General features: G+C 61.5%; 11 protein-coding genes. 2 read left to right on the forward strand and 9 right to left on the reverse strand.

The features are described from left to right. Positions 1 to 6: 6 nt before the first annotated feature. Together J3A65_RS13740 and hydA are read left to right on the forward strand one after the other, a co-directional pair. Positions 7 to 1,275, forward strand: coding sequence for a cysteine desulfurase-like protein (locus J3A65_RS13740; RefSeq protein ID WP_209901722.1), 1,269 nt, complete (start codon positions 7 to 9; stop codon positions 1,273 to 1,275). 14 nt (positions 1,276 to 1,289) lie between these two features. Further along, the gene (gene hydA, locus J3A65_RS13745; protein WP_209901724.1) at positions 1,290 to 2,708 is read left to right on the forward strand and encodes a dihydropyrimidinase; all 1,419 of its coding nucleotides are present in this window, start codon (positions 1,290 to 1,292) and stop codon (positions 2,706 to 2,708) included. A 107-nt stretch (positions 2,709 to 2,815) separates the two neighbouring features. Here hydA and J3A65_RS13750 read toward each other — a convergent pair whose 3' ends face one another. The 9 genes from J3A65_RS13750 to kdpF all read right to left on the reverse strand — a co-directional run bounded on the left by J3A65_RS13750 (position 2,816) and on the right by kdpF (position 13,257). Next, positions 2,816 to 3,241, reverse strand: a complete 426-nt coding sequence (locus tag J3A65_RS13750) for a plastocyanin/azurin family copper-binding protein (protein WP_209901726.1) — start codon at positions 3,239 to 3,241, stop codon at positions 2,816 to 2,818. A gap of 99 nt (positions 3,242 to 3,340) precedes the next feature. Beyond that, a complete protein-coding gene (locus tag J3A65_RS13755) occupies positions 3,341 to 4,159 on the reverse strand; it encodes a GGDEF domain-containing protein (protein WP_113165496.1) in 819 nt (272 codons plus the stop codon). Positions 4,160 to 4,366: 207 nt separating this feature from the next. Further along, entirely contained in the window at positions 4,367 to 5,038 is a 672-nt protein-coding gene (locus tag J3A65_RS13760; protein ID WP_209901728.1) for a DUF2161 domain-containing phosphodiesterase, read from the reverse strand. Between the two features lie 75 nt (positions 5,039 to 5,113). Beyond that, positions 5,114 to 5,803, reverse strand: coding sequence for a response regulator transcription factor (locus J3A65_RS13765; protein WP_209901730.1), 690 nt, complete (start codon positions 5,801 to 5,803; stop codon positions 5,114 to 5,116). Then, positions 5,800 to 8,502 carry a sensor histidine kinase KdpD gene (locus J3A65_RS13770; protein WP_209901731.1) on the reverse strand — a complete coding sequence of 901 codons (2,703 nt, stop codon included), beginning with the start codon at positions 8,500 to 8,502 and terminating at the stop codon, positions 5,800 to 5,802. Before J3A65_RS13770 ends, J3A65_RS13765 begins: the two co-directional genes overlap by 4 nt. A gap of 55 nt (positions 8,503 to 8,557) precedes the next feature. After that, positions 8,558 to 9,124: a potassium-transporting ATPase subunit KdpC gene (gene kdpC / locus J3A65_RS13775; protein ID WP_209901733.1), complete on the reverse strand. Its 567-nt coding sequence runs from the start codon at positions 9,122 to 9,124 to the stop codon at positions 8,558 to 8,560. Between the two features lie 12 nt (positions 9,125 to 9,136). Further along, positions 9,137 to 11,224, reverse strand: a complete 2,088-nt coding sequence (gene kdpB / locus J3A65_RS13780; protein WP_209901735.1) for a potassium-transporting ATPase subunit KdpB — start codon at positions 11,222 to 11,224, stop codon at positions 9,137 to 9,139. 206 nt (positions 11,225 to 11,430) lie between these two features. Further along, positions 11,431 to 13,134 carry a potassium-transporting ATPase subunit KdpA gene (gene kdpA / locus J3A65_RS13785; RefSeq protein WP_209901738.1) on the reverse strand — a complete coding sequence of 568 codons (1,704 nt, stop codon included), beginning with the start codon at positions 13,132 to 13,134 and terminating at the stop codon, positions 11,431 to 11,433. 33 nt (positions 13,135 to 13,167) lie between these two features. After that, positions 13,168 to 13,257, reverse strand: coding sequence for a K(+)-transporting ATPase subunit F (gene kdpF / locus J3A65_RS13790; RefSeq protein ID WP_062460674.1), 90 nt, complete (start codon positions 13,255 to 13,257; stop codon positions 13,168 to 13,170). Positions 13,258 to 13,466 lie beyond the last annotated feature (209 nt).

A 13,466-nucleotide genomic window follows, 5' to 3' on the forward strand; every position in this document is an offset into this window, starting at 1 on the left:
ACAGGGATGAACACCACCTCTCCACTCGATCTCGATTATGTACGCAGCCAGTTTCCCGGCCTCGCGCGCGGCTGGACGCTGTTCGACAACGCCGGAGGGTCGCAGATCCTTAAAGGTGCCGTTGAGCGCATCAACACATTCCTGATCGAGAAGAACGTCCAGATCGGCGGCTCCTACGCGGTCTCGCAGGCAGCAGCCGCCGCACTCTACGAGTCACGCACCGCGGCCATGAACTTGGTAAACGCCTCGCGTCCGGAAGAAATCGTCTTCGGCGCTTCCACCACTCAGCTGCTGCAAAACCTCGCCCGCGCCATGCAGAGCCAGCTCTCGCCCGGCGACGAAATCATCGTCACCGTCAGCGATCACGAATCCAATATCGGCCCCTGGGACCGGCTGCAGGAGCGCGGCATCACGCTGAAGTTCTGGCCGCTCAACAAGGACACGCTGACGCTTGATCTGGCCGACCTTGCGCCGCTGATGAGCGATCGCACCAAGCTGGTCTGTGTCACGCACGTGTCGAACATCCTCGGATCGATCAACCCGATCAGAGAGATCGCCGATTTCGTGCATGCCCGTGGCGCAAAGATCTGCGTCGATGCCGTGGCCTATGCCCCGCACCGCGCCGTCGACGTGCAGGCGCTGGATGTCGATTACTACGTCTTCAGCCTCTACAAGACTTATGGTCCGCACTACGCGCTGATGTATGGCAAATACGATCTGCTGGCCGAGCTCGATACGCTCTATCATTACTTCTACGGCAAGGACAAAGTGCCGGGCAAGCTCGAGCCGGGTAACCCGAACTACGAGCTTGCCTATTCGACCTGCGGCATCGTCGACTACCTGACGGCGCTCGGCGAACAGGCCGGCGAGACCGGCACGGTGCGCCAGAAGATCGAAGCGGCTTTCGCGGCAATCACGGCCCAGGAAAACCTCTTGGCGGAACGCCTTCTCGCGTACCTCCGCTCGCGCAACGACTGCCGCATCGTCGGCCAGACGACGAACAGCGGCAGCACGAGGGTCCCGACGATCGCCTTCCGCTTCGATGGCCGCGACGCCGGCGAAATCTGCAAGGCGATGGACGGCGAAAAGATCGCCATCCGCTTCGGCGATTTCCACTCGCGCCGGCTTGCCGAATATCTCGACCTGACAGACCACGGCGGCATGGTTCGCGTGTCGATGGTCCACTACAACACGCTGGACGAGATCGATCGCTTTACCGAAGCACTCGACCGGATCCTCGCAACCGACGCCGGTCGCGCGGCCGCTGCCGCTTAAGAAGGGAACGGATCATGCGCTTCGATACGGTTATCAGACACGGCACGGTGGTCACAGCGAGCGACACGTTCGTGAGCGATGTGGGCATCAAGGACGGCCGGATCGCCGCCCTTGCGGCGGAACTCACCGATGCCGACGAGGTGATCGACGCGACAGGGCTGTTCGTCCTGCCGGGTGGTATCGACAGCCATGTCCATCTCGACCAGCCGTCCGGCGACGGCATCGTCATGGCAGACGACTTCGATACCGGCACCCGGTCGGCGGCGATCGGCGGCAACAGCACGGTTCTCGCCTTCTGCATGCAGGAGAAGGGCCAGACGTTGCGCGAGGCGCTGAAGATCTATCACGCCAAGGCCGACGGCAAATGCCATGTCGACGTCGCCTTCCATCTTGTTATCACCGATCCGACCCCTGAAGTCCTCGGCCAGGAACTGCCGGCGCTTGTCGAGGACGGCTACACCTCGCTCAAGGTGTTCATGACCTATGAGGGTCTGCGTTTGCGCGACGACGAGATCCTGGCGACGCTCGATACCGCACGGCGCACCGGCGCGCTGGTCATGGTCCATTGCGAAAACGAGGATGCGATCCGCTACCTGATCGGCCGGCATGAGGAAGAAGGCAAGTTCGCCCCGAAATTCCATGCCACGACCAGGCCGATCGCCGCCGAACGCGAAGCCACCCACCGGGCGCTGTCGCTGGCCGAAATCGTCGATGTGCCTGTTGTCATCGTGCATGTCTCCAACCGAGAGGCGATGGAAGAAATCCGCCGCGCCCGAAAGCGGGGCCAGAAGATTGCCGGCGAGACCTGCCCGCAATATCTGATGCTGACGGCTGATGATCTCGACCAGACGGAGATGGAAGGCGCCAAATTCGTCTGCTCGCCGCCGCCGCGCGACAAGGCGAGCCAGGATGCCTGCTGGGAGGGACTGGAACAGGGCGTCTTCGACCTCTTCTCCTCCGACCACTGCCCCTTCCGCTTCGACGATCCCGAAGGCAAGCTCAACGAGAAGGGCAAGCGCAATTTCCGCTGGATCCCGAACGGCATACCGGGCGTCGCCACCCGTCTGCCGATCCTGTTTTCCGAAGGCGTCATGAAGGGGCGCATCGACATCAACACGTTCGTTGCGGTGACTTCGACCAATCATGCCAAACTCTACGGTCTCTATCCCCGCAAAGGCACGATCGCGATCGGCGCCGATGCAGACATCGCGCTTTGGGATCCGGACAAGCGCGTCACCGTCACGAACGACCTCCTGAAACACGGCGCGGACTATACGCCCTATGAAGGGCTCGATATCCGCGGCTGGCCGGTGCAGATGCTGCTGGGCGGCAGGACCATCGTCAAGGACGGAGAGCTGACCGGGCCCAAAAGCCGCGGCCGCTATCTCCCGCGAAACCGCTCGTCCCTGACATCGAGCCGCGGTTCAACCTGAGGCGTTGCACAGCTGCAACGCCTTTCGCTGGCGACCACGTCTGCCTGACGGTCCGATCGTGACTTGACCGCCGCTATGAGGCGGCGGAGCCCACACGCAAGCGGTGATTACTTCGTCACCGTGAGGGTCGCATGCATGCCGGCTTCGTAATGGCCCTTGATGTTGCAAAAGAGCATATACGTTCCGGGGACGAGCTTGGCCTTCAACTGGCCGTCGGCACCGGGCTTCAGATCGGCAACTTCGCCAAGGCTTTTCAGCGTCTTCTCATCGACGCGATGTTTGGCCTTGACTACGGTGAGTGTCTGATCTGGCGACTTCAACTTGACGAGCACCATTTCGTGCTCCTCGGTCGTCGCGTCGTTGTGGACCATAAACGTTGTGTCGCCTGCCGGAACAGTCGTCTGATCCATCGTCAACGTCATCGGCTCACCCGCTTCGCCGGACTCGGCAACCTTGACCATAGAGGCGGCCAGTGCAGGCGTTGCAGCAACGAAAAGGGCAAGTGCAATAGCGGTGTTTCGGATTGTGAGCATGGGTTTACCTCCGGTTGTCATCACCGGATGGGTATGACGGCAAGCTGACAGCGGCCTGAACGAATTGGAGCGTGTTCTCGCCGCCTACCGGACAGGCCGTTACATCGTGGCCACCTTATGCGCGTCGAGAATGACCGCGATGTCTTTGCTGTGAACGACACAATTACGCCCGGACGCCTTGGCAACGAACAGCGCCTTGTCGGAGGCCTTGTAGAGATCCTCGAACGTAGGGTAGTCCTCCTGGTCCGCAACGCCACCGGACACCGTGATATCGACCTGCCTTTTGCCCGCTTGTATGGGCCGTGCAGCAATCAGGGCCCTGCAGCGGTGCGCGAGCGAGAGACGCTCCGTCGGCGAAAGCGCTGACACGAGGACTGCGAACTCCTCACCACCGATCCGGGCAACGGCACGACTTTGCGAAAAGATCTCGGCGAGCTGATGCGCAACTGCAATGATGGCCTGGTCCCCGATATCGTGGCCAAAGCGGTCGTTGATCGCCTTGAACTTATCGATATCGAACAGGATGAGAGAAGATGCGGCGGGAGCGCGCGTCACCTCATCCAGGAACGCTCGCCGATTCATCAGCCCCGACAACATGTCCGTCCGGCTCAAATGCTCGAAAGCCGCCCGGGAGATCGTGAGGTGATGAATTGCTAGACCAACGATATAGACGATCGAAAATGTCAGCGCCGATGCAACGACAGTCGAGATGATAACCCCAACCGTTGCGGCGGGCACGACGTCATACGGCAGCCATCCCAAGGCATGAAGCGTGTAGTGGGCCGCAACGTTGAGAATGTCGGCAACAACGGTGACGCAAACGGTCATGAGCAATGCGAATGCGAGGACTTTGCGTCGCGTCTCGAACCGGTCCGACGCACAGGCCTGCTTGATGTAGCGGTCGATCAAAGCAAGCATGCGGTAATTCCAATACGGTTCGAAACGACCACGCGGACGCGCCTGGCGGCTTTCAGCTCGCCACACTGGACTACAAACGCGTTGAGACTTCGTGAATCCGAACACAAGTTAATTCGCGATTAAGTGTCGCAAATAATTCTCGCATTTCCTCATCAAACTGATGCAGCCATGGAACATTGGCGTGGTCGTGGGAGCCCCTGCCGGTAATCAAACGTCAGAAGACCGGGGATCCGGCTGGGGCCATCTCTGCAGTGCTTCACGGCCAGCGTCGGTGAGGCCGTAGACGCCTCTGTCGAGCCGCTCGAACCATCCATACACGTTGGAAAGCAGGATCTTGCCGGCATCCGGGGCAACCGCCCTGATATCGCGCACGCGGGACGGCCCGTCGGAGACCATGGCGGCGCAGCTAAGCGCCTGCTGGCGATAGGCAGTCATGACGGGAACCCGCGTACTGCCGCCAAGCACGGGATCGCCGCGTCTCTTCTGGTGTTCGCGCATCAGCCTCGAACGCCGTTTCGGATTGGTCCGCGGCATGGGCGACACGGAGCCGACGATGACGCTCACATCTCCTGCGGCCGAAACGCCGAGAATACCGATGCCAAGCCGGCGGCAGAGGTCGCGGTACCGCTTGTCCGTTTCGCGGCCCTTGCCCTTGAGCGAAAGCTTTGCCGCAATCCAGACCTCGTCCGCGATAGCCGCCCTGTCGACCGCCTGGAGAATAAGCTCGAGATTGAAGCTCAGCTTGAGCTCGCAGATGACGACCACGGTGGGATCGCCCTCGCTCAGACCAACGAGATCACAGCCGCCAACTTCGCCCTTCACCACATAGCCTGCAGTCTCGAGAAAGGATTTGACCGGTAGATAGAGGGAGGTTTCCATGGATGCGCATCACAGTCGGGAATCAGGCTGCAGACATACACCGATCAACCGGCCAGATCACCCCGCCGCCGGATTTCAGCTTTCGGTCAGCCGGTAACCGACGCCCGTTTCGGTCAAGATATACCTCGGCTGGTCGGGCATTTCCTCGATCTTCTGGCGGATCTGGCGCACGTAGATGCGCAGGTACTGGATGTCGGTGACCTCCCCCCAGACCTGATCGATCAGGTACCGGTGGGTCAGCACGCGCCCCGCATGCTGCACGAGGATCCGCAGGATGTCGTATTCCTTGCGCGAAAATTTTACCTCCTCGCCCTTCACCCTGACCACGCGCCGCACGAGATCGACACTGAGATCACCCGTCTGGAAGATCGGTTTTTCGCCCTGGGTCTGCAACCGGTGACGCAACGCAACCCGGATCCGCGCAATCAGTTCGTTCATGTTGAACGGCTTGGTGAGGTAATCGTCTGCCCCCATTTCCAGCGCCTTGACGATCCCTTCCTCATCCGTCCGGCTCGACAGGATCACGATCGGCAGCGTCAGCCCCTCGGCGCGCCATTTCGCCAGAAGATCGTGCCCGGCCATATCGGGCAGGCCGAGATCCAGCAGAACGAGGTCGGGCTGATCGGCAGCCACGAGTTCCATTGCGGTCTTCGCGTTCGGTGCTTCGATGATGACGAAATCCTGCGTCGAAAGCCCGACCCGCAACAGCTTGCGGATCGGCGGCTCGTCATCGACGACCAGAATTCTCGTGGCGGCCTGGTTCATCGCATGTCTCCGTCAATCTGCAGCTGGGCCGGAATTGGCATACGGATCGTAAAGATCGCTCCCTCACCCGCTGGTCTGTTTCCCGCCGTCAGACGCCCACCCATCGCTTCGATGAAACCACGGCTGATGGACAGTCCAAGCCCCGTGCCGGCCTTGACATGATCGATCTTGCGCACCCGGTAGAAAGTGTCGAACACCCGTTCCAGGTCGGCATCGGGGATCCCCGGCCCCTCGTCCAGAACGGCAAGGGTGACGTATTTCGCATCTGACCAGCCCAGAACCTCGATCGTTGTACCCTCTGGCGCATATTTGGCCGCGTTGTCGATGAGATTGAAGAGTGCCTGCTCCAGAAGCACCGGATCGCTTCTGATCATCGGCATTTCGGATGGAATAGCCACCTTCAGCTTGTGATCCGCGGTGATTTTCTGTGCCCGCTTCAAGGCCGTCCCGACGATATCGCCGACATAATGAAGCGCAAAGTTTGGCTCCATGGCGCCTGATCCGATGCGCGTCATGTCGAGCAGGTTGACGATGAACCGGTTGAGACGCTCCGACTCCTCGATCACGGTGGTCAGAAGTTCGTCTCGCGAGTGATCGGTCAGGTTCGCCCCGAAATCCTTCAGCGTGCTCGCCGACCCGAGCACGGCCGAAAGTGGCGTCTTCAAGTCATGGGAAAGCGAGGTCAACAGCGCGGTGCGCAGTTTGTCCGTCTCGGCGGCAAGCTTTGCCTTGTCGACATCAGCGACGAGTTGAATGCGCTCGATCGCGAGTGCGGCCTGATCGGCCAGCGCATCGAACAAACGCTGCTGGTCCGGGGTGAGCAATGGTCCCTGCCGGTCGTTGTCGAGCCCGACAACGCCGATCGCCCCGCGTCCGGTGCGCAACGGCAGGTACAACCGCTTGGCGCCGGGTAACGTATCGGCCGCGCGGCCGGCCGGACGATTGTGTTCCCATGTCCACTTCGCCGCCGCGATGTCGGCATCGACAAGCGTGTCATCAGGCGGATAGCCGGCCCGGACGGCAAGGGTGTCGTTCTCGGGCAACAGAATGACAACCCGAACCTTCAGCATGGAGGCAATCTGGAACGCGGTGGCCCAGAGCACGTCGTCAAGCGTCCCGGTTCCGGCAAGCTTCTTCGAGAACAGGTAGAGATCCTCGGTCGTGCGGGCTCTCTGCCGGGCGGCTATCGCCTGCCTTTGAACCGACGCGGCCAGATTGCTCGCCACAACGGCGGTTCCGAGAAACGAGAGAAGGGCAACGACGCTTTCCGGATCTCGGATCGTGAACGTGAAGCGCGGCTCGAGAAAGAAGAAATTGAAGGCGAGAGCGCCGATGAAGGACGCATAGAGACCCGGCCCGAGCCCTCCCCGGATTGCCGAGGCGAGCACGCCCATCAGAAAGACAAGCGCCAGGTTCTGCACGTCGAGCGCCTGGTCGAGCAGCGTGCCGATCGCAACGGCCGCCGTCATGAACAGCGATGCGCGGATATAATGTTTCGGATTGATCTTCTTCGCCGGCAGCGCTGTCCGCACACCTGGAGAGACGGCCTCCTCGCTGCCGCCGGACATCACATGAACGCTGATCGCACCGGAATAGCGGATGAGATCATGCGTGATCGACCCATCCCACAGCTCCCGCCAGCGCGGCTTGGTGGACTTGCCGATGATCAGGTGGTTGAAGTTGTGGGAATTGGCGTAGGCGATGATTTCGCGCGATACGCGCGAGGCCGGCAGCGTCACGGTTTCTGCACCGAGCTGTTCGGCGAGCCGCATCGCAGCCGATAACCGGTCCTTGTCGGCCTCGCCCAGATTGGCAGATCCGGGCGTCTCCAGATGCAGCGCCGTCAAGGGTGCCCGCAGCCTGTCGGCCTGCCGTCTTGCGTAGCGCACCAGTGCCGCGCCGTTTCGGCCATGATCGAGGCAAACGAGAATGCGTTCGCCCGCAGCCCAGGGACCCGCAATGGCATGCGCCTGCATGTGATTGAGAAGCTGATCATCGACCCGCTGCGCCGTGCGACGCAGCGCCAGTTCGCGCAGCGCCGTGAGGTTGCCCGGAGAGAAATAGTTCTCGACCGCACGCCGCGCGGTCGTCGGCAGATAGACCTTGCCGTCATGCAGACGCTTGATCAGATCCTGCGGCGTAATATCGATGATCTCGATATCGTCGGCGCGGTCGATCACCGAGTCCGGCACCGTTTCCCGGACGCGGATACGCGTGATCTGCGCGACGATGTCGTTCAGGCTCTCCACATGCTGGATATTCAGCGTCGAAAAGACGTCGATGCCGCTGGCGAGAATTTCGAGGACGTCGAGGTAGCGCTTCGGATGGCGGCTGCCGGGGGCGTTGGTATGGGCCAGTTCATCGACCAGCACCAGACGCGGGCGTCTGGCAAGGATCGCATCGAGATCCATCTCGTCGAGCTGCTGGCCGCGATAGTCGAACACGCGGCGGGGGATCATTTCGAAGCCCTCGACCAGCGCTTCGGTTTCCTTCCGCCCATGGGTTTCGACCACGCCGATCGCCACATCGATGCCGTCGGCCTTTCGGCTGCGGCCGGACATCAGCATTTCATAGGTCTTGCCGACGCCGGGTGCGGCCCCGAGAAAGATCTTCAGCCGGCCACGCCCCTCCTGCCGGGCGTACTCAAGAAGAGCATCCGGTGATGGTCTGCTAGCGCCTTCGTGTTTTGCTTCCGGCATGGAGGTCTTTCGTTCCGCAAACGAGCGGCGGCCAAACTGACCGCCGCTCGTTCCACTACGACTTCTCGGCGTCGAGCGCCATATTGAGCGCCAACACATTCACCACAGGCTCACCCAGAAAGCCCAGTTCTCGCTGTTCGATATGACGCTCGACCATGGCGCGGACGGCGGCTTCATCCATGCTGCGCGCCCTTGCGACACGCTGCACCTGAAACAGCGCCGCTTCCGGCGAGATATGCGGATCGAGACCACTGCCCGATGCGGTGACGAGGTCGATCGGCACATCCGCGCCCGGGTTGGTCGCTTTCGCAGCCTCCGTGTCGGCCTTCACGCGGTCGATCAGCTTCTGGCTGGTCGGGCCGAGGTTGGAACCGGAGGACGAGGCTGCATTATAGCCGTCGCCTGCAGCCGACGGGCGACCATGGAAATACTGCTCGCCGGTGAACGCCTGGCCGATCAGCGCGGAGCCGACGACCTTGCCATCCTGTTCGATCAGGCTGCCATTCGCCTGGACGGGGAAGATCGCCTGGGCAATGCCGGTCATGGCAAACGGATAGACAAGACCGGTGATGACGGTGACGGCAACGATCATGACGATTGCCGGACGGATCTGTTTCAACATGACGAATGCTCCTTAGGCAAGACCGATGGTCGTGATGACCATGTCGATCGCCTTGATGGCAAAGAAGGGAAGGATGATACCGCCGAGGCCGTAGATCAGAAGGTTGCGCGACAGCAGCGCACCGGCACCGACGGCGCGGTATTTGACGCCGCGCAGCGACAGCGGGATCAGTGCAACGATGATAAGCGCGTTGAAGATGATCGCCGACAGGATGGCGCTCTGCGGTGTCGCCAGTCCCATCACGTTGAGAACGCCGAGCTCCGGATAGAAGGCCAGGAACATGGCCGGAATGATCGCGAAATACTTGGCGATGTCGTTGGCGATCGAAAACGTCGTCAGCGCGCCGCGGGTCATCAGCAACTGCTTGCCGATCTCGACGATTTCGATGAGCTTGGTCGGATCGCTGTCGAGATCGACCATGTTGCCGGCTTCGCGGGCCGCCACCGTGCCGGTGTTCATCGCCACGCCGACATCGGCCTGGGCGAGCGCCGGCGCATCGTTGGTGCCGTCGCCGCACATGGCGACCAGCTTGCCCTTGGCCTGCTCCTCGCGGATCAGCGACAGCTTGTTTTCCGGCGTTGCCTGGGCAAGGAAGTCGTCGACCCCCGCCTCGGCCGCAATCGCTGCCGCCGTCATCGGATTGTCGCCGGTGATCATCACGGTGCGGATGCCCATGCGGCGCAATTCGGCAAACCGCTCGCGAATGCCGCCCTTGACGATATCCTTGAGCTGGATGACGCCCAGCAACCTTCCGCCGCGGGCAACGGCCAGCGGCGTGCCGCCGGCCTTGGCGATCTCGTCGGCGATCGCCTGGCATTCCACCAGGACGGCGTCCTGCGTGACGGGCCCACCGGCAACGGCATTCTGGCGGATATAGGAAAGGATGGAATCGACGGCACCCTTGCGGATCTGCTCTCCGTCCAGATCGACACCGCTCATGCGGGTCTGTGCCGTGAACGGAACGAAGGTTGCCTTGAGGCTCGCCATGTCGCGGCTGCGGATGGCGTATTTTTCCTTGGCAAGCACGACGACGGAACGTCCCTCAGGCGTTTCGTCGGCAAGCGAGGCCAGTTGGGCTGCATCGGCAAGATCCTGTTCCGATACGCCCTTGACCGGACGGAAGGACGTCGCCTGGCGGTTGCCGAGCGTGATCGTGCCGGTCTTGTCGAGCAGAAGCGTATCCACATCGCCGGCAGCCTCAACCGCGCGGCCGGACATGGCGAGCACGTTGAAGCGCACCAGGCGGTCCATGCCGGCAATGCCGATCGCCGACAACAGCGCGCCGATCGTCGTCGGGATCAGTGTCACGAACAGCGCGACCAGCACGATGACCGGAATGGAGCCGCCGGCATAGGAGGCGAACGCCGGAATGGTCGCGGTTGCCAGAACGAAGATCAGCGTCATGCCGGCGAGAAGGATGTTGAGCGCGATCTCGTTCGGGGTCTTCTGACGTTCGGCGCCTTCGACGAGCGAAATCATCCGGTCGATAAAGGTCGAGCCGGCAGCGGCCGTGATGCGCACGCGGATCCAGTCGGACAGGACCTGCGTGCCGCCTGTGACGGCCGAGCGGTCACCACCGGATTCGCGGATCACAGGGGCGGATTCGCCCGTGATTGCTGCTTCGTTGACGGAGGCGACGCCTTCGATCACTTCCCCATCCGAGGGGATGATGTCGCCGGCTTCAACCAGAACGATGTCGTTCAGCTTGAGAGTGGTGCCGGCGACCATCTGGTAGTCGGTCCGCTCTTTGCCGGTGAGAAGTTTCGCCTGGACCTCCGTGCGGGCCTTGCGCAGCGATTCTGCTTGCGCCTTGCCACGTCCTTCGGCAACGGCTTCCGCGAAATTGGCGAACAGGACGGTGAACCAGAGCCAGATGTTGAGCTGCAGGGAGAAGCCCAGGTCGTCGCTGCCGGCGGCAAGATCGCGCAGGAACAGAACGGTGGTCAGCACAGACACCGTGGCCACGACGAACATGACCGGGTTTTTGACGAGGGTTTTCGGGTTCAGCTTGGTAAAAGCACCGCCGATTGCCGGAACGAGGATGCGCTTGTCAAGGATACTTGCGGATCTTGGTGCGCTATCGGATTTTGCCTGGCTCATATGAGGCTCCAGCCTTGGAAAGGGAGGCGACCGGGGAAAGGTCAGCCACGAAGGATTTCTAGTGTTGCGACGATGGCGAGCACGGCCGTCATCATCACGAGAATGGCGTTCGATCCGCACCACCAGCGGGGGACCATCCCGCCACGCTTTGGCGTGACGGGAGGTGACTGTGCGGGGTGCCTCTGACGGTTACGCATGGTGCGCCATCAGAACGTCTGGCCCGCGATCATCATCAAGTGCTCGACGACAGGACCGAGCGCCAGTGACGGCAGGAAGGTCAGGCCACCGACGATCATGATCGTGCCAACAAGCAGACCGACAAACAGCGGGCCGTCGGTGGGGAACGTGCCGGCCGATGCCGGAACCGTCTTCTTGGCGACCAGCGAGCCTGCAATGGCCAGCGCCGGAATGATGACCAGGAAGCGGCCCATCAGCATGCCGATGCCGAGCGTGATGTTGAACCATGGCGTGTTGGCCGACAGTCCCCCGAACGCGGAGCCGTTATTGGCGGCGGCCGAGGTATAGGCATAGAGGATCTCGGAGAAGCCGTGCGGACCAGCCGTCCCGATAGAGGCGACCGCCGAAGGCAGCACGCTGGCGATAGCCGTAAAGATCAGCATGGCGAGCGGCAGGCAGAGAATGGCCAGAAGCGCCATCTTCATGTCCTTGCCCTCGATCTTCTTGCCCAGATATTCCGGCGTGCGGCCAACCATCAGACCCGCCACGAACACGGCGACGATGATGAACAACACGATACCGTAGAAGCCCGCGCCGACACCGCCGACGATGACTTCGCCAAGCTGCATGTTGATGAGCGGGATAAGCCCGCCGAGCGCCGTGAACGAGCCGTGCATGGCATTGACCGCGCCGCACGAGGCCGCCGTGGTGATGACCGCAAACAGCGACGACATGACGACCCCGAAGCGGACTTCCTTGCCCTCCATGTTGCCGCCCGAAAAGCCGAGCGTATGCATGATCGGGTTTCCGGAGGCTTCCGCCCAGTAGACGACGGCGACGCCGGCCAGAAACAGGATGCCCATCGAGGCGAGGATCGCCCAACCCTGGCGCTGATTGCCGACCATCCGGCCGAACACGTTGGTAAAGGCGGCACCGATCGCAAAGATCGACAGCATCTGGATCATGTTGGAAATGCTGTCGGGGTTTTCGAAAGGATGCGCCGAGTTGGCGTTGAAGAAACCGCCGCCATTGGTGCCGAGCATCTTGATGGCAAGCTGCGACGCGACAGGGCCGACCGCAATCGTCTGCTGGACGCCTTCAAGCGTCGTGGCATTGATATAGGCCGAAAACGTCTGGGGAACGCCGAGCGAGACATAGATGAGCGTCAGCACGACGCAGAGCGGCAAGAGGATGTAGAGCGTGGCGCGGGTCGTATCGACCCAGAAATTGCCGATCGCCTTGCCCGATGCCCGCGAAAACGCGCGAATGAGGCCGATGGCGATCGCCATGCCTGTCGCAGCAGACGCGAAGTTCTGCACCGCGAGACCAGTCATCTGGCTGAAATAGGACATGGTGCTTTCGCCGCCGTAACTCTGCCAGTTGGTATTGGCAACAAAGCTGACGGCGGTGTTAAACGACAATTCCGGTCCGGGCGATGCGAGACCTGCCGGGTTCATCGGCAGAACGTCCTGCAGGCGCAGGATGCCGTAGAGCAGCAGGAAACCGGCGAGATTGAACATCAGCACGGAAAACGCATAGGCGGTCCAATGCTGCTCTTCACGCTCGCTGGTGCCGGCCAGCGCGTAAAGCCCGCGTTCGATCGGACCGAACACGGGGGAGAGAAAAGTGCGCCCGCCGGAAAACACAAGGGTCATATAGGCCCCGAGCGGTTTGACGAGCAGAAGGAGGATCCCGCAATAGACGAGGATCTGTAGCCATCCGTTGAAGGTCATGGGAAGAGACTTTCGGGCAAGCTGAAGCTTTGGTCAGAAGCGTTCGGGGCGAATGAGAGCATAGGTGAGGTAGAGGGCGAGGAAGACGGTCACACCGCCGCCGAGGATATAATCGAGGGTCATGGCATCCCTCCTCAAAGCCTGTCGCAGGCGCGGGTATAGACCAGGCAGAGACCGAAGAAGCCAACGGTCGCCGCGACGAGAATAAGATCCATCATTGTTCTGGAATCCTAGTTGTTCGTGGTGTCAGCCAGGAAGGGCGTCGTTCTGATAACGCGTCATTCTCTCTCCGGCTGGAGACGATCACGATCCGTCTCGTCCTCAATATGCGG

The sequence above is a fragment of the Rhizobium sp. PvP014 genome (assembly GCF_017876855.1).
In the GTDB taxonomy this organism is placed as follows: Bacteria; Pseudomonadota; Alphaproteobacteria; order Rhizobiales; family Rhizobiaceae; genus Neorhizobium; species Neorhizobium soli.